A 19,683-nucleotide genomic window follows, 5' to 3' on the forward strand; every position below is an offset into this window, starting at 1 on the left:
CCCACCAGCTTTTCCCCGGGGGATCTCCATGCAAGAACCGGCCATCACGCCCGAACTGATCGCCAGCCACGGCCTCAAGCCCGAGGAATACGACCGTATTCTCGAGATCATCGGACGCGAACCGACCTTCACCGAACTCGGCATCTTCTCGGCGATGTGGAACGAGCACTGCTCCTACAAGTCGTCCAAGAAGTGGCTCCGCACCCTGCCCACCGAGGGCCCGCAGGTCATCTGCGGACCCGGCGAGAACGCGGGTGTCGTGGACATCGGTGACGGACAGGCCGTGGTCTTCAAGATGGAAAGCCACAACCACCCCTCCTACATCGAGCCCTACCAGGGCGCGGCCACCGGCGTGGGCGGCATCCTGCGGGACGTCTTTACCATGGGGGCCCGTCCGGTCGCCGCGATGAACTCGCTCTCCTTCGGTGCGATCGACCACCACAAAACGCGCCAGCTGGTGCACGGCGTGGTCGAGGGCATCGGCGGCTACGGCAACTGCTTCGGCGTCCCGACCGTGGGCGGCGAAGTGCGCTTCGACCCGGCCTACAACGGCAACTGCCTGGTGAACGCCTTTGCCGCGGGCCTCGCGGACGCGGACAAGATCTTCTACTCCGCCGCCTCTGGCGTGGGGATGCCCGTGGTCTACCTCGGCGCGAAGACCGGCCGTGACGGTGTCGGTGGCGCGACCATGGCCTCGGCCGAATTCGACGAGACCATCGAAGAGAAGCGCCCCACCGTTCAGGTCGGCGATCCCTTCACCGAGAAGCGCCTGATGGAGGCCACGCTGGAGCTGATGCAGACCGGCGCCGTGATCTCGATCCAGGACATGGGCGCTGCGGGCCTCACCTGCTCCGCCGTGGAGATGGGCGACAAGGGCCAGCTTGGCATCAAGCTGAACCTCGATGCCGTCCCCTGCCGCGAACAGGCCATGACCGCCTACGAGATGATGCTCTCGGAAAGCCAGGAGCGGATGCTCATGGTGCTGCGCCCCGAAAAGGAGGCCGAGGCCAAGGCCGTCTTCGTCAAATGGGACCTCGACTTCGCCATCGTCGGCGAGACCATCGCCGAGGACCGCTTCCTCATCCTGCACGGCAACGAGACCAAGGCCGACCTGCCGCTGTCGAAACTGTCTTCTTCGGCGCCGGAATACGACCGCCCCTGGGTCGAGACCCCCGCGGCCGAACCGCTGGCCGAATTGCCCGCCGTCGATCCCATCGACGGGCTCAAGGCGCTTGTCAGCTCGCCCAACTACGCGGCGAAGCAGTGGGTCTATGAGCAGTATGACACGATGGTCATGGCCGACAGCATGCGCACCCCGGGCCTCGGCGCCGGGATCATCCGCGTGCACGGCACCGAGAAGGCGCTCGCCTTCACCTCGGACGTGACCCCGCGCTACGTCAAGGCGAACCCGGTCGAGGGCGGCAAGCAGGCGGTGGCGGAAGCCTACCGCAACCTGACCGCCGTGGGCGCCCTGCCCCTCGCGACCACCGACAACCTGAACTTCGGCAACCCCGAGAAGCCCGAGATCATGGGCCAGTTCGTCGGCGCCATCAAAGGCATCGGCGAGGCCGTGGCCGCGCTGAACACGCCGATCGTCTCGGGCAACGTCTCGCTCTACAACGAGACCGACGGCTCCGCGATCCTGCCGACGCCGACGATCTGCGCCGTGGGCCTGATCGAAAAGGCCGACGACGCGATCACCGGCACCGCGCGCGACGGCCACGTGGCCATCCTCGTGGGCGAGACGGCGGGCCACCTCGGCCAGTCGGCCCTGCTGGCGGAAGTCTTCAACCGTGCCGAGGGCGATGCCCCCGCCGTGGACCTCGAGGCCGAGCGCCGCAACGGCGATTTCATCCGCGAGAACCGCGCATGGATCAAGGCCTGCACCGACCTCTCCGACGGCGGGCTTGCGCTTGCCGCCTTCGAGATGGCCGAGGCCGCCGGCACCGGCGTCACGATCGACGAGACCGACATGGCGCAGCTCTTCGGCGAGGATCAGGCGCGCTACCTCATCGCCTGCAACTTCGACGCCGCAGAGGCGCTGATGGTGGCCGCCGGTCAGACGGGCGTGCCGCTCAAGACCGTCGGCAAGTTCGGCGGCAGCGACGTGACCCTCGGCGGCGCATCTGCCCCGCTGGAGGAACTGGCCGCGCTCTATCGCGGGGCCTTCGGCGCCGCCTTCGACTGACCTTTTCCGCAGCTTTGCATCCGACTTTTTCGCGGCCCGTCCCCTTCCGGGGCGGGCCGCTGCCTCTTGTCGTGCAGGCTGCAAGGATTTACATTTGACCAAGCCTAGGAACGGAGACAGCCATGCCCATCCAAGCCCATGAAATCGAGGCCCTTTTGCGCGAGAGCTTCCCGCAGGCCCAGATCGAGGTGCAGGGCGACGACGGTCAGCATTTCGCCGCCGTGGTCGTCGACGAGAGCTTCCGCGGGCAAAACCGCGTCCAGCAGCAGCGCGCCGTCTACGCCGCGCTGAAGGGCAAGATGGATGGCTCCAACGGAGACCTCCACGCCCTTGCGCTGACGACCCGCGCCCCGGCGTAAGCCCCTTCCCCGCCCGGCCACTTGGCACGCTCCGGCAGCGGCTTTGCGTCGCGCTGGAAACATGCATCTGTTTGTGCAAATATACGCGCCAAGGGGAGCCGGTGCGCCAGCCATATGCCAGCGAACGCCGGCGGGAGCTGAGCCATAGGCCCTGCCAGAACGAACCAAGGAACCAGACATGACCGAGACGACTGACGCGCAAAGCGTGATTGCCGAGACCATCGGCGCGAACGACGTGGTGCTCTTCATGAAGGGCACCAAGGAAATGCCGCAGTGCGGCTTCTCTTCCCGTGTGGCCGGCGTGCTCAACTACATGGGCGTTGATTTCAAGGATGTGAACGTCCTCGCCGACGCCGACATCCGCCAGGGGATCAAGGACTTCTCCGACTGGCCGACCATCCCGCAGCTCTACGTGAAGGGCGAATTCGTGGGTGGCTGCGACATCATCACCGAGATGACCCTGTCCGGCGAACTGGACTCGCTCTTCGACACCAGCGGCGTCGCCTACGACAAAGACGCGGCAGAGAAGATCCGGGCCGCCAACGCCTGATCCATCTGCCGGGCTGTTGACGGAGCCCTGCCCCACAGCAGACGCGCCGCCGAGAGGCCGCGACCAGACAGACGACAAAAGCGAAGCCCCGCGATCCTTTCGGACCGCGGGGCTCTTTCTTGTCCCTCGTTGAACTCGGCCGGTCAGGTCTCTGCCCTTGGCCAGTCGCCAGACCCGGCTCAGCTGCCTTTGGTCGACACGACTTCGCGCAGCCAGCCACGTTTCTTGGGCTCTTGTTCCTGCGCGGTGACGGGGTTGATGAACCCCGAAATCGGATAGACGCCGCCATAGGTGTCGGGTTGGCTTTCCACCCGGACCTTGGACCAGTCGTTTTTCTCGGACACGTCGATCACACCCATGGCCAGCGACACCTCGTTGCGGTGCCAGTTGGCGTGGTCGATCAGGATCTTGCGTTCCGAAACCACGTTAGACACCACTGCGACATGGCCAAGGGGCATCCCGCGGGTTGCCTTGAAGGCCATGACAGCGCCGATCTGCGGCGTGTGGCTGGTGTCGAACTTGCCTTCGGCCTGGTTCCACCAGGTGCGGGCATCACCGCGGATCTCGACGCCGCTGGCATTGCGCGCGAAGGGCACGCACCAGACGCGGCCGCCCCGGGCGCGCAGCGCCTCTGCGGTGGCGACGGCCAGTTCCTGACGCTCGGGGTCGAGCATCGAGACCTGGTCCCCCGCGAAGTTGCGCGAGGAGTCATTCGGATTCGTGGAGCAAGCGGAAGTGGCGATCAAGGCCGCGCACAACAGTGGCAGGCTGATCTTCGACGTTAGTGCGCGTGTCACGCTGATCTGTCCCCAAACAGTTTTTTATTCGAGTGTTTTGACTTCTTGCGGTGGTGCCGAACTGCCTGACTCGGCCCGATGTGACATTCCTGAAATTTTTACGTGATGGGAAGTGATCTGTTTACGACTTGGCAAGAATTCGCCCGTCGGGTTCCATCCTGCCGTCAAAAAAAGCAGATGACGTTGCGTAAACTAAAGAAGAAACGCAATTGGAACGCATCCTTGCGGGATGAAGCTGATGTGGAACCCCGCCGTGGCGGATCGGCGTTCAGTTGCTGGATTCGAGACAATGGGCAAAGAGGGTGACCTCTTCGCCGACGTCCGCGTCGAACCAGCCCAGCATCCCGGTGTCGCCCTTGGACCACCAGGTATAGCCCGAGACGCCCTCCGGCGCGGCGTAGCGCGCGCCCGACCCGCTGACCGCGCGCGGCAGAACCACCTGCTGGCCCTCCGCCACGAGGATCGCAGGGCCCCCGCCCTCGCCGTCGTTCACATAGACGACAGGGATCAGCACGTCGCGTTCGCAGAGGTACTGGGTTTCGATGATCTCCGTCCCCGCCCAGGCGGGACCGGCCGCGCAGAGCAGCAGGGACAGGAGAGCAGGCGCCCGCATCACGAGGCCTCTTCGCCTTTCGGCATCGTGGCCACGCGGTCTTCCACCGCATCGGCCATGGATTCCGCGCGCGCTGCAAGGTCCGCGAGCGCGTCACTCACCGCACGGGGCACCACCGGCACCTCGATCCGCTCCGGCGCCGGGGCGGGACGGTTCTGAAGGTCGTAGACCTGCCCGCGCAGTTCGGCCATCTCGGCCTCCGCCTCGCGCAGCTTGTCCTCCATGCCCGCCGTGCGGTCTGCCAGCATCAGCCCGGCCATCAGCAGCATCCGACCCTCGGGGATGCGCCCGATCTGTTCGACCAGGGTCGAGGCCTCGTTGTCCAGCATCCGCGCGGCGGATTGCAGGAAGTGTTCCTCGCCGGGCTGGCAGGCGACCTCGAAGGTGCGGCCGCCGATCTCGATTTCCACCTCGGGCATTACTTGTCCTCCGTCAGGCCGGCGAGAAAGCCGTCATCGCCGGGCGTGGCATCGGTGGCCCTCTCCTGCCCGTCCAGCGGCGGCACTGGCGTGCCACCGGCCACGAGCGGACCAAGCGCGCCAAGGATGGCGTCGGCCTCGGCGCGGTCAGCGATCCGCGCTGCGCGCAGCGCCTCCACCTCGGCCTGAAGCGAGCGATTGATGAGCGAGGCATCGCCGACGCCCTCGGCATTGGCGGCCCGCAGCGCCGCGTTGTTCTCGCGCAGTTGCGCGTTCGCGGCCTGAAGCTGCTGCAACGCGCCGTCGAGCCGCCGCGCGGCCTCGGCCTGATCCTTCACCGATTGCTCCAGCTTCGACACGCTCTCATCCTGGCGGGACTTGATGGCGCGGACGCGTTCTTCCAGTTGGGCATTGGCGAGCCGCTCCTCGTCGAGGGCCGCGGTCAGCCGCAGCACCTCCGCCTCAAGCGAACTCGGCGCAGAAAGGGTTTCGAGCCCCCGGTCGATGCGCAGCATGGCCGCGGTGATGCGCCGCTGCAGCTCCTTGATCTGGGTTTCGCTCTCACTCATCGCCTCGGGGGATCCTCACTTGTCTATGAGCCGTTCTGGGGGCCGGTGCGTCCTGGGGGCATCTGCGCGGCGGAGAAACCGCATGATGCGAATCGGACATTACCTGCCGATTTTGGGCAACTCTACCCAAGAAAGAGAGGTTTCCCAAACCCCTCCGGGGGTTGCAGGGGGATCTGAATGCGGTTTCCCGCCCGCAGCAACTCCGCCCTGCAACCCCCTGACCGGCCACGGCTTGCCCGCTATCGCTAACAGGTGCAGCCCCGGCACGCTGCGGAAGACAGGCCCGGAAAAGCCCAGAATGCTTGATATTCCGTGCCCGGCTGATATGGGAGGCGGCGAAAACGCCTCAGATCAAGGACCGCCGCCCGTGGATATCGCTGCACTCCGCTCTGCCAATCCCGACCACTGGATGAAGGCCGCCGCCATCCGTGCGCTGACCCTCGATGCCGTGGCTGCTGCCAATTCCGGCCACTCCGGTATGCCGATGGGCATGGCCGACGTCGCCACCGTGCTCTACGAGAAGCACCTGAAGTTCGACGCCGCGGCCCCGAACTGGCCCGACCGCGACCGGTTCATCCTGTCTGCGGGTCACGGCTCGATGCTGATCTACTCGCTGCTGCACCTGACCGGCTACGAGCAGTTCCCGATCGAGGAGCTGAAGAACTTCCGCCAGTTGGGCGCCCGCACCGCAGGCCACCCCGAGAACTTCCTCGCTGACGGGATCGAAACCACCACCGGCCCGCTGGGTCAGGGCATCGCCAACTCGGTCGGCTTCGCCATGGCCGAGGAAATCCTGCGCGCCCGTCACGGCAAGAAGGTCGTGGATCACCACACCTATGTCATCGCCGGCGACGGCTGCCTGATGGAAGGCGTCAGCCAGGAGGCGATCTCGCTCGCCGGGCGTCATGAGCTGTCGAAGCTGATCGTCTTCTGGGACAACAACAACATCACCATCGACGGCACCGTCGAACTGTCGGACCGCACCGATCAGGTGGCACGCTTCAAGGCCTCCGGCTGGCACGTGCAGGAAATCGACGGCCATGATCCCGTGGCCATCGACGCGGCCATCACCGCCGCCAAGAAATCCAAGCAACCCTCGATGATCGCCTGCAAGACGCATATCGCGCTTGGCCATGCGGCACAGGACACCTCCAAGGGCCACGGCGCGCTGACCGACGCGGGCCAGCTGGCCGCCGCCAAGGAAGGCTACGGCTGGTCCTACGGTCCCTTCGAGATCCCGGCAGACATCAAATCCCAGTGGGAAGAGATCGGCCGTCGTGGTGCCGCAGACCGTTTCGCCTGGCAGGAGCGTTTCGACGCGCTCTCCGACCGCAAGAAGGCCGATTTCACCCGTGAGCTGGAGGGCGAGGCGCCCAAGAAGCTCTCGGCCACGATCAAGGCGCTGAAGAAGCAGATCAGCGAAGAGAAGCCCAAGGTCGCCACCCGGAAGTCCTCCGAGATGGTGCTGGAAGTGGTGAACCCGATCCTGCCGGAAACCGTCGGCGGCTCTGCCGACCTCACCGGCTCGAACAACACCAAGACCGCCGACCTTGGCATCTTCGACGTGGACAACCGCGGCGGCCGCTTCATTCACTGGGGCATCCGTGAGCACGGCATGGCCGCCGCGATGAACGGCATGGCGCTGCACGGCATGGTGCGCCCCTACTCGGGCACCTTCATGTGCTTCACCGACTACGCGCGTCCCTCGATGCGTCTCTCGGCGCTGATGCAGCAGCCGGTGGTCTACGTCATGACCCACGATTCCATCGGTCTGGGCGAAGACGGCCCGACGCACCAGCCGGTCGAGCATCTGGCCATGCTGCGCGCGACGCCGAACACGCTGGTGTTCCGCCCCGCCGACACGGTCGAGACGGCTGAGGCCTGGGAGATCGCCCTGACCCAGAAGGGCACGCCCTCGGTCCTGTCGCTGACGCGCCAGAACCTGCCCACCGTGCGGGTCGAGCACAAGCAGAAGAACCTCGTGGCGCAGGGCGGCTACATCCTCGCCGAGGCAGAGGGCAAGCGGCAGGTGATCCTGCTGGCCACTGGCTCCGAGGTGGAGATCGCCCTGGCGGCCCGCGACATGCTGCAGGCCGAAGGCATCGGCACCCGCGTCGTCTCGATGCCCTGCATGGAGCTTTTCGCCCAGCAGGACGAAAGCTACCGCAAGCGCGTCCTGCCCGCAGGCGCCGTGCGCGTCGCGGTCGAGGCCGGCGTGCGCCAGGGCTGGGATCGCTGGCTGCTCGGCGAGCGTGGCCGCGAGGCCAAGTCCGACTTCGTCGGCATGGACAGCTTCGGCGCCTCCGCCCCGGCCGAGGTGCTCTACGAGAAGTTCGGCATCACCGCGGCCAACGTGGCAGAGAAGGCCAAGGCCCTGCTCTGAGCGTAGCCCCCTTCCGACATCTGCAACGGGCCCCACGCGGGCCCGTTCGCATATCCGCCTGCCCCGGGCGCCGAAAATTCTTCGAAGAATTTTCCCAAGAATTTTCGAAAATTCTTGGTCCCTCCCCTCTGGCTGTCCCGCCCGTCGCCAAGCGCCCGCCTCTCCGCCCTGCCCGTTTTCTTCGAAGAAAACGGACCGGAAAATTCGAATTTTCCGGAGACCCCCGCCCCTGTCCCGCGTGCGGCAGTGATTCTGCGCTGCGGCAATCCGGGTGCAGGTGGCGCCTGCTGTTAGCGCGAACCCGGCGACAGGGTTAGCGCAACCAGCGGCGGCAAACCGCAGGTTAACGCTAACACACTGACAAATCGTCGTTTTTTGCCTTAATTTTTCGGCCCGGCGCGGCTATATCCCGGGCGAACACGTTTCGTATCAGGAGCCCCCGGCATGACCATCACCCTTGGCATCAACGGTTTCGGCCGCATCGGTCGCTGCACTCTCGCCCATATCGCGGAGAGCGCGCGCAACGACGTGCAGGTGGTGAAGATCAACGCCACCGGCCCGATCGAAACCAACGCCCACCTGCTGAAGTACGACAGCGTGCACGGCCGCTTCGGTGGCACGGTCACAGTCGAGGGCAACACGATGGACCTCGGCCGGGGCCCGATGGAGGTCTTCTCGACCTACAACCCCGAAGAGCTGGACTGGTCCGGCTGCGACGTGGTCCTCGAATGCACCGGCAAGTTCAACGACGGTGAGAAGGCCAAGGTCCACCAGTCGCGCGGTGCCAAGGCCGTGCTGATCTCGGCCCCCGCCAAGAACGTGCAGAAGACCATCGTCTACGGCGTGAACCATCGCGACCTCGTCGCCGGTGACACGATGATCTCGAACGGCTCCTGCACCACCAACTGCCTCGCGCCGCTGGCCAAGGTGCTGAACGATGCCATCGGCATCGAGAGCGGCATCATGACCACGATCCACTCCTACACCGGCGACCAGCCCACGCTGGACCGTCGCCACAGCGATCTCTACCGCGCCCGCGCCGCGGCCATGTCGATGATCCCCACCTCCACCGGCGCTGCCAAGGCGCTCGGCGAGGTGCTGCCCGAATTGAAGGGCAAGCTGGACGGCTCGGCGATCCGCGTCCCCACCCCGAACGTCTCGGCCGTGGACCTGACCTTCATCGCCAAGAAGGACGTGACCGAAGCGGACGTGAACGAAGTGGTGCGCGAAGCCGTCGCCGGCCACATGGGCGCCGTCATGGGCTACGATCCCGAGCCCAAGGTCTCGGTCGACTTCTGCCACACCGAGCAATCCTCGATCTTCGCGCCCGACCAGACCAAGGTCACCGGCGGCCGCCTCGTGCGCGTGCTGGCCTGGTACGACAACGAGTGGGGCTTCTCCTGCCGGATGGCCGACGTGGCCGCCGCGATGGGCCGCCTCGTCAACTGAGCGGCCTGCAGCCCGCTGCAAGAGACTTGATCGAAAGGCCCCCGTCAGGCATTCCTGCGGGGGCCTTTTCGTTTCAGGAGTGCCATGACCAACCGGATTGCCATTGTGCTGGCGCTGCTGATCGTGGCACTGCTAGCAGCGGACGCCTACCTGTTCGACTGGGCCAACGCTTTGTTTCTGGCCAAGAAACTGACAGGCCTCATAGAGTGGATGGCGTTCTGGCGTTAACGTTCAGGGGTATGTGACACGATGGGTCCGGTGGGTATTGCGGCAGCGCTCCTCGCGCTGGTTCTGATAGGCTTTGCCGTCCGCAGCTGGTGGATTTCGCGACAGGTCGAGAAACAGGTTCCGCCGCGCGGCTCCTTCATCGAGATCTCCACCGGGCGGCTGCATCACATCGACTGCGGCCGTGGCCCGGTGGTGGTGCTGATCCACGGGCTTGGCGCCAACCTCGGCAACTTCGACCTCGGCCTCATCGACGAACTGGCCCGGGATCACCGGGTGATCGCCATCGACCGGCCCGGCTCCGGCTATTCCGATCGCAGCGAGGACGTGCCCGCCAACGTGCGGGCGCAGGCGGTACAGGTGATGGAGGTGCTCAATGCCCTCAAGATCCGCCGCCCCCTCGTGGTGGGGCATTCGCTGGGAGGGGCCGTTGCCCTCGCCATGGCGGCGGACTTCGGGGATGACCTGCGCGGTCTGGCGCTGATCTCGCCGCTGACGCTGCCGGTGCGCGATCCCTCCCCCGCCTTCAAGGCCTACGAGATCCAGACCCGCTGGATCCGGCACCTCGTCGCGCGGGTGTTCTGGGTCAGCATGGCGCGCTCCAAGCCCGAGATCCTCAGCGATGTCGTCTTCGGCCCCGAGGCGATTCCCCCCGAATATGCCACCCGGGGTGGCGGGCTGCTGGCGCTGCGGCCGTGGAACTTCCTCCAGACCTCGCGCGACTACCAGGCCTCGGGCCGGGACCTGCGCTCGCTGGCGGAGCGCTATGGCGATTTCTCTCTCCCCGTCCGCATTCTCTATGGCGAGGAAGATCAGCTTCTCGACCCGGCGCTGCATGGGGATACGCTGATTGCACGGGTGCCGCAGTTCGGCCTCGTGAAGGTGCCGGGCGGGCATATGCTGCCTCTCACCCAGCCGCTGCGCTGCGCGGATTTCATCCGCCGCGCCTCTCTGGCGATGAAGTGATCCCGTACAGGAAAGGGGACCGCCTCAGCGATCCCCGAACTTCTTGAGCAGCTTTTCGTTCACCGCAGGTGACACGAAGCGCGAGACATCCCCGTTGAGCCGGGCGATTTCCTTCACCAGCTTCGAGGCGATGGCCTGGGTCTTGAAATCCGCCATCAGGAAGACCGTTTCGACCGAACTGTCGAGCGCCCGGTTCATGCCCACCATCTGGTATTCATATTCGAAATCCGCCACGGCGCGCAGGCCGCGGACGATCACATTGGCGCCCACGTCGCGGGCGCAATGGATCAGCAGGTTCTCGAAGGGATGCACCACGATTTCGGTCTGGGTGCTTTCCTGAAGCTGGGCGACCTCCGACTCGATCATCGCGACGCGCTCTTCCAGACGGAACAGCGGGCCCTTGTCCCGGTTGATGGCAACCCCGATCACCAGCTTGTCCACGATCTGCGTGGACCGCCGGATGATATCCAGATGGCCCAGGGTGATCGGGTCAAACGTCCCCGGGTAAAGACCAACACGCATCGTGCTCTCCTCCGCGTCACACTGAGGGGCACGCAACAATATTACACACGAGAATTCAAGGCCTTCCGTGCGCCTGCCTGCCGAAAGCGTGGATATTTGCGATTATTTCATGAATTGCGCATTTCGCGCAATTCAATGGCCCATGATCATGCCTTCGAGGGCGTCCTTTTCCATCGACAGCTGCGACAGCCGTGCGGCGACCGCGTCACCGATGGTCACGATGCCCACCAGCTTGCCGCCCTCGGTCACGGGCATGTGTCGGAAGCGCCCGTCCGTCATGCGGCGCAGGACGGATTCCACGCTGTCCTCGGGCTGACAGCATTTGGGATCGGGCGTCATCAGGGCGCTGACCTTCTGGTCCAGACAGGTCGGCCCCTGCGAGGCCAGGGTGCGCACGATATCGCGTTCGGACAGGATGCCCTCCGGCGTCTCACCGTCGCTGGAAACCACGAGGCCCCCGATACGCTTCTCGGCCAGCACTTCGGCTGCCTCGCGCACGGACATGCCGGGCTTCACTGTGAACACGCCGCCGACGGCCTTTGACTTCAGGATCTGCTGGACGAGCATCGGTTCCTCCTCCTTGCTCTGCCTCCCCCTCTCCTCAAGCCTCACCGAGCGGCAAGTTTCTGTCAAGTCACCGATTCCAGCCGGGCGACCTCGCGCCGGATGCCCTCCGCCAAGGCCGTGCTGAACCGCTGCATCCGCTCCAGCCGCGCATCATCCACGTGCCGCACAAGGTAGAAGCTGCGCTGGAGCGACAGTTGATCCGCAAGGATCCGGCGGACCCCCGGGGCCGAGGGCAGCGCAAAGTCATGCACGATGCCCACCCCCGCCCCCTGCCGGATCCACTGCAACTGCACCGCGACGGAATTGGAGGCGAGCGAGACCCGCTCCACCCCCGCCTCGCCGAGGTAGTCCAGTTCCTTGTCGAAGATCATGTCGGGGATGTAGCCGATGATCCGCCGCCCGCGCAGGTCCTCCAGCCGCTCAACCGGCCCATGGGCCGCCAGATGCGCGTCGGAGGCCGCAAGATGCAGGCGGTAGTCGCTGATCTTCTGCACCAGCAGCCGCCCGGCAGTGGGCCGCGAGACGCTGACCGCCATGTCGGCCTCGCGCCGCGACAGGTTGAAGACCCGCGGCAGGGCGACGATCTGCACCTCGAGGTCGGGGTTTTCCGCCACGATGGCGGCACAGACCTGCGGCAGCAGGAAGTTGGCCACCCCGTCCGGCGCGCCAAGGCGGATCTGCCCCGACAACTGCCCCGCCTGCCCCGAGATCTCGGCCTCGGCGCCCGCCATGGCCTGCTCTGCCCGCACCGCGTGGTCCATCAGCCGCTGCCCCGCCTGCGTCAGCGCATAGCCCTGCGGCGAGCGGGCAAAGAGCGCGGCACCAAGGTCTTCCTCCAACCGCTGCACGCGCCGCCCCGCCGTGGCCGGGTCGATCTTGAGCCGCTGGCCCGCGGCCGACAGGCTCTCCCCCCGTGCCACTGCCAGAAACACCTTCAGATCGTCCCAGTGCATCGCCCCGCCCTTTGCAATTTTGCAAAACCGATTTGGAAACTTGCCTCTTTTCCGGTGAATTTTGCAAGTCTAACCTGCGCGCAACTTGACGGAGGTACCCATGACCGAATTCACCCACTTCATCGGAGGCGCCCATGTGAAGGGCACCTCGGGCCGCTTCGCGGATGTCTACAACCCCGCCACGGGCGAAGTGCAGGGCAAGCTGCCGCTGGCCTCGACCGAGGAGATCGGCAAGGCGGTCGAGATCGCCGCAGAGGCACAGATCGCATGGGCCGCGGTGAACCCGCAGCGCCGCGCGCGGGTCATGATGAAGTTCGTCGACCTGCTGAACCGCGACATGGACAAGCTGGCCGAGGCGATCAGCCGCGAACACGGCAAGACCCTGCCCGACGCCGCCGGTGACGTGCAGCGCGGCCTTGAAGTGGTCGAGTTCTGCATCGGCGCGCCCCACCTGCTGAAGGGCGAATACACCGACGGCGCGGGCCCGGGCATCGACATGTATTCCATGCGCCAGCCGCTGGGTGTCAGCGCGGGCATCACGCCGTTCAACTTCCCGGCCATGATCCCGATGTGGATGTTCGCGCCCGCCATCGTCTGCGGCAACGCCTTCATCCTCAAGCCCTCCGAACGGGCACCCTCCTGCCCGATGATGCTGGCGGAACTGCTGGAAGAAGCCGGCGCCCCCAAGGGCATCCTGCAGGTCGTCAACGGCGACAAGGAAGCGGTGGACGCGATCCTCGATCACCCGGTGATCCAGTCGATCGGCTTCGTGGGCTCCACCCCGATCGCGGAATACATCTATGGCCGCGGTTGCTCCAACGGCAAGCGCGTGCAGTGCTTCGGCGGCGCCAAGAACCACATGATCATCATGCCCGACGCGGACATGGATCAGGCCGCCGACGCGCTCGTCGGTGCAGGCTACGGTGCGGCCGGTGAACGCTGCATGGCGATCTCCGTGGCCGTGCCCGTGGGCGAAGAGACCGCGGACCGCCTGATCGAGGCCCTCGTGCCCCGCATCGAGAAGCTGAAGGTCGGCCCCTACACCGCCGGCAAGGACGTGGACTATGGCCCCGTCGTGACCGCCGCCGCCAAGGAGAAGATCCTCGGCCTCGTGCAGTCGGGCGTGGATCAGGGCGCCAAGCTGGTGATCGACGGCCGCGACTTCTCGCTGCAAGGCTACGAGGACGGCTTCTTCGTCGGCCCGCACCTCTTCGACAACGTCACGCCCGACATGGACATCTACAAGCAGGAGATCTTCGGCCCGGTCCTCTCGACCGTGCGCGCGGGTTCCTACGAAGAGGCCATCGGCCTGGCGATGGACCACGAGATGGGCAACGGCACCGCGATCTTCACCCGTGACGGGGATGCGGCCCGCGACTTCGCCAGCCGGATCAACATCGGCATGGTGGGCATCAATGTGCCGATCCCGGTGCCGCTGGCCTACCACACCTTCGGCGGCTGGAAGAAATCGGCCTTCGGTGACCTGAACCAGCACGGCCCGGATTCGATCAAATTCTATACACGGACGAAGACGGTCACCGCCCGCTGGCCCTCGGGCATCAAGGAAGGTGGCGAGTTCAACTTCAAGGCCATGGACTAAGGTCCCGGGGCTGGTACACAGGTTGGTGAGGGCCGGGTTTCCCGGCCTCCACCGGACCCTGATGCCATGCCCGTGACCTATCAGATCTTTCCGCGCCGCGACCTCGTCTATGTCCGTTTCAGCGGCTTCGTCCGCCCCGAGGACAGCATGGCGGCGCTTGCCGATTTCATGAACGACCCGGACGGCCACCCCGAGATCCGGCAATTGATCGATCTCAGCGCCGTCACCGGGTTCGAGGCGCAGCACGTGGAGGTGATGAAGGTCCATGCCCGCAAGGTCGACGTGTTCCGCCCGTCGCCGAACGCCACGCCGCTGGTCTATATCTGCCCCGGCCAGATCGCGCTCAAGATGGTCTCGATGATCCTGCGCAGCTGGGACGGGATACCGGGCATGCTGCACCGCGTGGTGCAGACCGAAGAACAGGCGCTGGAGCTGCTGGGAATGCCCGAACGCTCCGTCGCGGAACTGGTGGAACAGCCGGTCTGAGCCGGTCCCCCGTCGCGGGGGGCACGCGATCGAAAGAGCACACGATCCAAGGGCTCACGATCCGGGGGCCCGGCGGATCTGCCGCATCGCGCCGCGGCCCTCAAGGCGCGAGGATTGGGACACGCGGGTTGGGAGGCCCGGCGCGTCAGGCCCGTGTTGCACGGGCCGGTCACGGAGGAGGAGATTTCATGGATTTCGCACTGAGCGAGGAACAGCAGGCCATTTTCGACATGGCCTATGCCTTCGGGCAGGACCGCATCGCGCCCCATGCGGCGCAGTGGGAGGCCGAGGGGGACATTCCCAAGAGCCTCTGGCCAGAGGTGGGCGCCCTTGGCTTCGGCGGGCTCTACGTCAGCGAGGAGAATGGCGGCGCGGGTCTCGGCCGGCTGGATGCCACGCTGGTCTTCGAGGCGCTCTCCATGGCCTGCCCCGCCGTGGCGGCCTTCCTCTCGATCCACAACATGTGCGCCCGGATGCTCGACAGCTTCGCGTCGGAGGAGCTGCGCGCGCGGCTGATGCCGGGCGTCATCTCGATGGAGACCGTGCTCTCCTACTGCCTGACGGAACCGGGATCGGGCTCGGACGCGGCGGCGCTCAAGACCCGGGCCGAGGCGGTTCAGGGCGGGTATCGCCTGAACGGGACGAAGGCCTTCATCTCGGGCGGGGGGTATTCCGACGGCTACGTCGTCATGGCCCGCACGGGCGGCGACGGCCCGCGCGGGGTCTCGACGCTCTACGTCCCGGCGGGCACCGAGGGGCTTTCCTTCGGCGGGTTGGAGCAGAAAATGGGCTGGAAGGCCCAGCCGACCCGGCAAGTCCAGTTTGACAATTGCGACATTCCGGCAGGCAATCTGGTGGGAGACGAGGGCTCCGGCTTCAAATATGCGATGATGGGGCTGGATGGCGGGCGACTGAACATCTCGGCCTGTTCCGTCGGCGGCGCGCAGGCCGCGCTGAACAAGACGCTCACCTACATGGGCGAACGCAAGGCCTTCGGGCAGAGCATCGACCAGTTCCAGGCGCTCCAGTTCAAGCTGGCGGACATGGAGATCCAGCTGCAAGCGGCGCGTGTCATGCTGCGTCAGGCGGCGTGGAAGCTGGACCAGAAAAGCCCCGATGCCACCAAGTTCTGCGCCATGGCCAAGGCCTTCGTCACCGAGGCGGGCAGCCAGGTGGTAAACACCTGCCTGCAGCTGCACGGGGGCTACGGCTACCTCTCGGACTACGGGATCGAGAAGCTGGTGCGTGACCTGCGCGTGCATGAGATCCTCGAAGGCACGAATGAAATCATGCGCGTCATCACGGCCCGCACCCTGCTGGCGGAGCGCTGAGACATGACGGAGCCCAATCCCGATCTGAATATCCGCACCGCGGGCCGCGCCGGGCGCATCACCCTGACCCGGCCCAAGGCGCTGAACGCGCTCAGCTGGCAGATGTGCCTCGACATCGAGGCGGCGCTGGACGCCTGGGCCGGGGATGACAGCATCGCGGTCGTGGTGATCGACGCCGAGGGCGACCGCGCCTTCTGCGCCGGTGGCGACGTGGCCGAAATCCACCGCCGTGGCACGGCAGGGGATTTCGAGTACGGCTGCGGATTCTGGCGCGATGAATACCGGCTGAACGCCAAGCTGGCGGAGTATCCGAAGCCCATCGTGGCGCTGATGCAGGGCTTCGTCATGGGCGGCGGCGTGGGGCTTGGCTGCCATGTGTCGCACCGCATCGTGGGCGAGACGACGCAGATGGCCATGCCCGAGGTCGGCATCGGGCTGATCCCGGACGTGGGCGGCTCGCTTCTGCTGGCCAATGCGCCGGGGCTGATGGGCCGCTACCTCGCCCTCACCGCCGGGCGGATGGGTCCGGGGGATGCAATCCACGCGGGCTTTGCCGATCTCTTCATTCCCGAAAGCACATGGCCCGGCGTCATCGCGGCGCTGGAAGACAGCGGCGATGTCAGCGACTTGCAAGACGCAGCTCAGGTGCCGCCCACCGGTCCGCTGGCGGCAGAGCAGCCGTGGATGGATGCGACCCTCGGCGGGGAACTGGCCAGCATCCTCGCGCAGGTCAGCGCCTCCGACGGCCCGCTGGCCGAGGGCACGGCCAAGGCGATCCGGCGCAATTCGCCCCTCGCCATGGACACGACGCTCGCCCTGCTGGAACGGCAGCGCGGCCACAGCGTGCGCGAGGCGCTCGCGCTTGAATACCGCGCCACCTACCGCTCGCTCCGCGAGGGCGACTTCCTGGAGGGCGTGCGGGCGCAGCTGATCGACAAGGACCGCAACCCGCAGTGGCGCGACAGCATCGACAGCCTGTCGCCCGGCGCGGGCGCGGCGCTGCTGGCCCCGCTGGAGGCGGAGCTGGCGATCTGACCCACCCGGCCCCCGGGGGAGAGCGGGGAAAGGGACCAAGGACGGCATCGAGGGAGGACAAGATGAAGATCGGATTTATCGGGCTGGGGAACATGGGCGCGCCCATGGCGGCCAACCTCGTCAAGGCAGGCCACGCGGTGACCGGCTTTGACACGGCGGCGATCGAGGTGGAGGGCGCGGCCACCGCCGCCTCTGCCGCCGAGGCAGCCGCCGGGCAGGACGTGGTGATCACCATGCTGCCCAACGGCGCCATCCTGCGCAGCGTGGCGGCAGAGGTCATCCCGGCGATGCAGGCGGGCGCGGTGCTGCTCGACTGCTCCACCGTGGACGTGGAAAGCGCCCGCGCCGTGGCGGAAGACGCGGTGGCGGCCGGGCTCAAGGCGCTGGATGCCCCGGTTTCGGGCGGGATCGGCGGGGCGCAGGCGGGCACGCTGACCTTCATGGTCGGCGGCACCGAGGAGGCCTTTTCCATCGCCAAGCCGCTCTTCGACATCATGGGCCAGAAGGCCGTGCACTGCGGCCCCTCGGGCAATGGGCAGGCGGCCAAGATCTGCAACAACATGATCCTCGGCGTGACCATGATCGCCACCTGCGAGGCCTTTGCCCTCGCCGACAAGCTGGGGCTGGACCGGCAGGCGATGTTCGACGTTGTCTCGACCTCCTCGGGCTACAGCTGGACCATGAACGCCTATTGCCCCGCCCCCGGCGTGGGCCCGCAGAGCCCGGCGGACAACGGGTATAAGCCCGGTTTCGCTGCCGAGCTGATGCTGAAGGACCTGCGGCTGAGCCAGCAGGCCGCCGAGGCCGCGGATGCCGATACCCCCATGGGGGCCGCCGCCGCCGCGCTCTATGCCACTTTCGTCGAGGAGGAAGACGGCAAGGGGCGCGATTTCTCGGCCATGCTGCCGCGTTTCGAGACCCGGCATCGCGGCTGACCGGACCTGACCGGATCTGGCGGCAAGGCGGGCGCGGTCCCCGCGCCTGTCCTTCACTGCCGGTTGTACTGACTGATGGTCCGGGCCAACGCTCACGGCCAATTTGCCGCAGACAGGTTTCGCCGCTTCGTGGTAAACACATATCAGTTTCCTGATGTGTCGGCGGAGGACGCCGGAAAGGACCTGAGATGTTTGCCAAGAACGAAGGAATGGCGGATCGGGTGATCCGCGTGGTGGTGGGGCTGGCGCTGATCGCGGCCTTCTTCCTCAGCAGCTGGGCCTATGCCTGGGTCTTCCTGATCGGGGTCGTGCCGCTGATCACCGGGCTGATGGGCTCCTGCCCGCTCTACACGATCCTCGGCATCAACACCTGCCCGCTCGACAAGCGCTGAGGCCCGCGCAGCCACGGACCGGCGCCCGGCGGAAAGCCGCCCGGCGCCACGCTGGCCCGCGTAGGAACTGGAACCTCCCCCGGTTTGGCGGGTTATATCGCCAAGACAGCCAAGGAGAGAGTTCCATGAAACGCATGACCAAAGCCGCCGCCCTGGTCACCCTCGCCAGCGGCCTCGCGCTTCCCATGGCCGCATCGGCCAGCCCCTGGAGCACCGCCGCCGATGCGATGCAGACGCAGGCGATCCAGGTCAAAGGCAACGGCTGCCCCCCGGGGCTCGCCAAGAAGCACAACGGTTGCAACCCGCCGGGACTGGCCAAGAAGCAGGCCCCCCGCCAGGAGGTGCGCCGCTACGAGGAGCGCCGTTACGAAGAGCGCCACGATGACGATCGCGTCCGCGTCGAGCGCTACCACGTGGGCGACCGCTTCTACCCGGACCGGGGCGATTACGTCGTGATCCGCGACCCCGACCGCTACGGCCTCGACCCGAACTACCGGTACTACCGCGATGACAACCAGCTGTTCCGGCTCGACCGCGACACTATGGAGATCGTCGCGCTGATGGGCCTCGCCGGCATCCTGTCGCAGTAACCCGCTTTACCCTTTTGACGCCCGGTGCCCGCTTGGGTGCCGGGCGTTGCTCCGTCTGCGTTCTGCCGGGGCCGCATCGCGCGCCGCGCCAGTGCGGGCCGCCCCCCGCGGGCGCGGGCATCCCGGGGCCGACTTGCCGCAGCCCGCGACTCGGGTCAGACTGCCAGCAACCGCCTCGCCGCTCCCGGAGGTTCCCCTTGCCCGCCACCCGCCTTGCCCTGACGCTGCTGCCTGCGCTCCTTCTCGGGGCGTCGCCTGCCGCGGCCTGCCGGGTGGACCTGCCGGGCGCGCGCTGCATCACCGCAGACAGTGCCAACGTGGGATCCGGGTTCAGCGAGAGCAGCGCCGGGCAGGCTCAGCCCCTCCCGCAGGTCCGCAGCATCGCGGGCGGCGCGCGTCTGGTCCCGGCGGTGCCCCGCCCCTACAACACGCCGCAGCGCCCGGCGGGCGCGCGCGGGCCGATCCTCGCCCCCGGCACCACCCTGCCCGATCAATACATGATCCTGCTGAACACCGAGCGCTATGGCCTGCCCGCGCCGCAGGACGGCTGGGCCTATTTCCGGGTCGAGGGCGAGGTCTACCGCGTCATGATCCACAGCCGCGAGGTGCTGGAACGGGTGACCGATCAGACCAACGCCGCGTTCTGAGCGCGCGACGACCCTCCGCTTCCCCCCGACAAGGTCGTCCCCGGCCTGCGTTCGGCGCACGAAACCCGGCCCTGCGCCCAAACGAAAACGGCCCGCCAAAGCGGGCC

22 protein-coding genes are annotated in these 19,683 nt (G+C 66.6%); 15 read left to right on the top strand and 7 right to left on the bottom strand.

From position 1 onward, the window contains the following. Positions 1–28: 28 nt before the first annotated feature. From purL to grxD, 3 genes are all read left to right on the top strand, one after another. Positions 29–2,188: a phosphoribosylformylglycinamidine synthase subunit PurL gene (purL, locus tag LCM32_RS06655; protein ID WP_224820270.1), complete on the top strand. Its 2,160-nt coding sequence runs from the start codon at positions 29–31 to the stop codon at positions 2,186–2,188. 122 nt (positions 2,189–2,310) lie between these two features. Continuing rightward, positions 2,311–2,547: a BolA/IbaG family iron-sulfur metabolism protein gene (locus LCM32_RS06660; protein ID WP_222489418.1), complete on the top strand. Its 237-nt coding sequence runs from the start codon at positions 2,311–2,313 to the stop codon at positions 2,545–2,547. A 178-nt stretch (positions 2,548–2,725) separates the two neighbouring features. Next, positions 2,726–3,097, top strand: a complete 372-nt coding sequence (gene grxD, locus LCM32_RS06665) for a Grx4 family monothiol glutaredoxin (RefSeq protein WP_224820271.1) — start codon at positions 2,726–2,728, stop codon at positions 3,095–3,097. A 179-nt stretch (positions 3,098–3,276) separates the two neighbouring features. On the opposite strand, the gene LCM32_RS06670 is transcribed toward grxD, so the two are convergent. The 4 genes from LCM32_RS06670 to LCM32_RS06685 form a co-directional block, all read right to left on the bottom strand. Continuing rightward, positions 3,277–3,771, bottom strand: coding sequence for a CHAP domain-containing protein (locus LCM32_RS06670; RefSeq protein ID WP_224820272.1), 495 nt, complete (start codon positions 3,769–3,771; stop codon positions 3,277–3,279). 391 nt (positions 3,772–4,162) lie between these two features. Further along, positions 4,163–4,507, bottom strand: coding sequence for an MliC family protein (locus LCM32_RS06675; protein WP_224820273.1), 345 nt, complete (start codon positions 4,505–4,507; stop codon positions 4,163–4,165). After that, positions 4,507–4,926 (bottom strand): cell division protein ZapA, encoded by a 420-nt coding sequence (locus LCM32_RS06680; RefSeq protein WP_224820274.1) that lies wholly within the window; start codon positions 4,924–4,926, stop codon positions 4,507–4,509. Before LCM32_RS06680 ends, LCM32_RS06675 begins: the two co-directional genes overlap by 1 nt. Beyond that, positions 4,926–5,495, bottom strand: a complete 570-nt coding sequence (locus LCM32_RS06685) for a hypothetical protein (protein ID WP_224820275.1) — start codon at positions 5,493–5,495, stop codon at positions 4,926–4,928. Before LCM32_RS06685 ends, LCM32_RS06680 begins: the two co-directional genes overlap by 1 nt. A 367-nt stretch (positions 5,496–5,862) precedes the next feature. Between LCM32_RS06685 and tkt the strand changes: the two genes are divergently transcribed. From tkt to LCM32_RS06705, 4 genes are all read left to right on the top strand, one after another. After that, positions 5,863–7,878 carry a transketolase gene (tkt, locus tag LCM32_RS06690; protein ID WP_224820276.1) on the top strand — a complete coding sequence of 672 codons (2,016 nt, stop codon included), beginning with the start codon at positions 5,863–5,865 and terminating at the stop codon, positions 7,876–7,878. A gap of 444 nt (positions 7,879–8,322) precedes the next feature. Next, complete coding sequence (gene gap / locus LCM32_RS06695; protein ID WP_224820277.1) at positions 8,323–9,327, top strand: type I glyceraldehyde-3-phosphate dehydrogenase; 1,005 nt, start codon at positions 8,323–8,325, stop codon at positions 9,325–9,327. Between the two features lie 84 nt (positions 9,328–9,411). Next, positions 9,412–9,555: a hypothetical protein gene (locus tag LCM32_RS06700; RefSeq protein ID WP_224820278.1), complete on the top strand. Its 144-nt coding sequence runs from the start codon at positions 9,412–9,414 to the stop codon at positions 9,553–9,555. Between the two features lie 30 nt (positions 9,556–9,585). After that, on the top strand, positions 9,586–10,518 hold the full coding sequence (locus tag LCM32_RS06705; protein ID WP_224820279.1) for an alpha/beta fold hydrolase: 933 nt from the start codon (positions 9,586–9,588) through the stop codon (positions 10,516–10,518). 24 nt (positions 10,519–10,542) lie between these two features. On the opposite strand, the gene coaD is transcribed toward LCM32_RS06705, so the two are convergent. From coaD to LCM32_RS06720, 3 genes are all read right to left on the bottom strand, one after another. Continuing rightward, positions 10,543–11,040 (bottom strand): pantetheine-phosphate adenylyltransferase, encoded by a 498-nt coding sequence (gene coaD, locus LCM32_RS06710; RefSeq protein WP_224820280.1) that lies wholly within the window; start codon positions 11,038–11,040, stop codon positions 10,543–10,545. Positions 11,041–11,172: 132 nt separating this feature from the next. Next, a complete protein-coding gene (locus LCM32_RS06715) occupies positions 11,173–11,607 on the bottom strand; it encodes a CBS domain-containing protein (RefSeq protein ID WP_224820281.1) in 435 nt (144 codons plus the stop codon). Between the two features lie 62 nt (positions 11,608–11,669). Then, positions 11,670–12,560: a LysR family transcriptional regulator gene (locus LCM32_RS06720; RefSeq protein ID WP_224820282.1), complete on the bottom strand. Its 891-nt coding sequence runs from the start codon at positions 12,558–12,560 to the stop codon at positions 11,670–11,672. A 100-nt stretch (positions 12,561–12,660) separates the two neighbouring features. Here LCM32_RS06720 and LCM32_RS06725 point away from each other — a divergent pair, with 100 nt between their 5' ends. From LCM32_RS06725 to LCM32_RS06760, 8 genes are all read left to right on the top strand, one after another. Continuing rightward, positions 12,661–14,160, top strand: coding sequence for a CoA-acylating methylmalonate-semialdehyde dehydrogenase (locus tag LCM32_RS06725; protein WP_224820283.1), 1,500 nt, complete (start codon positions 12,661–12,663; stop codon positions 14,158–14,160). 66 nt (positions 14,161–14,226) lie between these two features. After that, positions 14,227–14,646 (top strand): hypothetical protein, encoded by a 420-nt coding sequence (locus LCM32_RS06730; protein ID WP_224820284.1) that lies wholly within the window; start codon positions 14,227–14,229, stop codon positions 14,644–14,646. Positions 14,647–14,834: 188 nt separating this feature from the next. Continuing rightward, on the top strand, positions 14,835–15,977 hold the full coding sequence (locus LCM32_RS06735) for an acyl-CoA dehydrogenase family protein (protein WP_224820285.1): 1,143 nt from the start codon (positions 14,835–14,837) through the stop codon (positions 15,975–15,977). 3 nt (positions 15,978–15,980) lie between these two features. Next, a complete protein-coding gene (locus tag LCM32_RS06740) occupies positions 15,981–17,012 on the top strand; it encodes an enoyl-CoA hydratase/isomerase family protein (RefSeq protein ID WP_224820286.1) in 1,032 nt (343 codons plus the stop codon). A 62-nt stretch (positions 17,013–17,074) separates the two neighbouring features. Continuing rightward, the gene (gene mmsB, locus LCM32_RS06745) at positions 17,075–17,947 is read left to right on the top strand and encodes a 3-hydroxyisobutyrate dehydrogenase (protein WP_224820287.1); all 873 of its coding nucleotides are present in this window, start codon (positions 17,075–17,077) and stop codon (positions 17,945–17,947) included. Between the two features lie 188 nt (positions 17,948–18,135). After that, entirely contained in the window at positions 18,136–18,339 is a 204-nt protein-coding gene (locus LCM32_RS06750) for a DUF2892 domain-containing protein (RefSeq protein ID WP_224820288.1), read from the top strand. Positions 18,340–18,464: 125 nt separating this feature from the next. Then, positions 18,465–18,929, top strand: a complete 465-nt coding sequence (locus LCM32_RS06755; RefSeq protein ID WP_224820289.1) for a S26 family signal peptidase — start codon at positions 18,465–18,467, stop codon at positions 18,927–18,929. 197 nt (positions 18,930–19,126) lie between these two features. Further along, the gene (locus LCM32_RS06760) at positions 19,127–19,576 is read left to right on the top strand and encodes a hypothetical protein (RefSeq protein ID WP_224820290.1); all 450 of its coding nucleotides are present in this window, start codon (positions 19,127–19,129) and stop codon (positions 19,574–19,576) included. Positions 19,577–19,683 lie beyond the last annotated feature (107 nt).

It is taken from the genome of Pseudooceanicola nanhaiensis (genome assembly GCF_020171315.1).
GTDB classification, from domain to species: Bacteria; Pseudomonadota; Alphaproteobacteria; order Rhodobacterales; family Rhodobacteraceae; genus Pseudooceanicola; species Pseudooceanicola nanhaiensis_A.

Coding starts and splice junctions, on each gene's coding strand:
- purL (WP_224820270.1), top strand. CDS start 29: ATGCAAGAACCGGCCATCACGCCCGAACTGATCGCCAGCCACGGCCTC.
- LCM32_RS06660 (WP_222489418.1), top strand. CDS start 2,311: ATGCCCATCCAAGCCCATGAAATCGAGGCCCTTTTGCGCGAGAGCTTC.
- grxD (WP_224820271.1), top strand. CDS start 2,726: ATGACCGAGACGACTGACGCGCAAAGCGTGATTGCCGAGACCATCGGC.
- LCM32_RS06670 (WP_224820272.1), bottom strand. CDS start 3,771: ATGCTCGACCCCGAGCGTCAGGAACTGGCCGTCGCCACCGCAGAGGCG.
- LCM32_RS06675 (WP_224820273.1), bottom strand. CDS start 4,507: ATGCGGGCGCCTGCTCTCCTGTCCCTGCTGCTCTGCGCGGCCGGTCCC.
- LCM32_RS06680 (WP_224820274.1), bottom strand. CDS start 4,926: ATGCCCGAGGTGGAAATCGAGATCGGCGGCCGCACCTTCGAGGTCGCC.
- LCM32_RS06685 (WP_224820275.1), bottom strand. CDS start 5,495: ATGAGTGAGAGCGAAACCCAGATCAAGGAGCTGCAGCGGCGCATCACC.
- gap (WP_224820277.1), top strand. CDS start 8,323: ATGACCATCACCCTTGGCATCAACGGTTTCGGCCGCATCGGTCGCTGC.
- LCM32_RS06700 (WP_224820278.1), top strand. CDS start 9,412: ATGACCAACCGGATTGCCATTGTGCTGGCGCTGCTGATCGTGGCACTG.
- coaD (WP_224820280.1), bottom strand. CDS start 11,040: ATGCGTGTTGGTCTTTACCCGGGGACGTTTGACCCGATCACCCTGGGC.
- LCM32_RS06715 (WP_224820281.1), bottom strand. CDS start 11,607: ATGCTCGTCCAGCAGATCCTGAAGTCAAAGGCCGTCGGCGGCGTGTTC.
- LCM32_RS06720 (WP_224820282.1), bottom strand. CDS start 12,560: ATGCACTGGGACGATCTGAAGGTGTTTCTGGCAGTGGCACGGGGGGAG.
- LCM32_RS06725 (WP_224820283.1), top strand. CDS start 12,661: ATGACCGAATTCACCCACTTCATCGGAGGCGCCCATGTGAAGGGCACC.
- LCM32_RS06730 (WP_224820284.1), top strand. CDS start 14,227: ATGCCCGTGACCTATCAGATCTTTCCGCGCCGCGACCTCGTCTATGTC.
- LCM32_RS06735 (WP_224820285.1), top strand. CDS start 14,835: ATGGATTTCGCACTGAGCGAGGAACAGCAGGCCATTTTCGACATGGCC.
- LCM32_RS06740 (WP_224820286.1), top strand. CDS start 15,981: ATGACGGAGCCCAATCCCGATCTGAATATCCGCACCGCGGGCCGCGCC.
- mmsB (WP_224820287.1), top strand. CDS start 17,075: ATGAAGATCGGATTTATCGGGCTGGGGAACATGGGCGCGCCCATGGCG.
- LCM32_RS06750 (WP_224820288.1), top strand. CDS start 18,136: ATGTTTGCCAAGAACGAAGGAATGGCGGATCGGGTGATCCGCGTGGTG.
- LCM32_RS06755 (WP_224820289.1), top strand. CDS start 18,465: ATGAAACGCATGACCAAAGCCGCCGCCCTGGTCACCCTCGCCAGCGGC.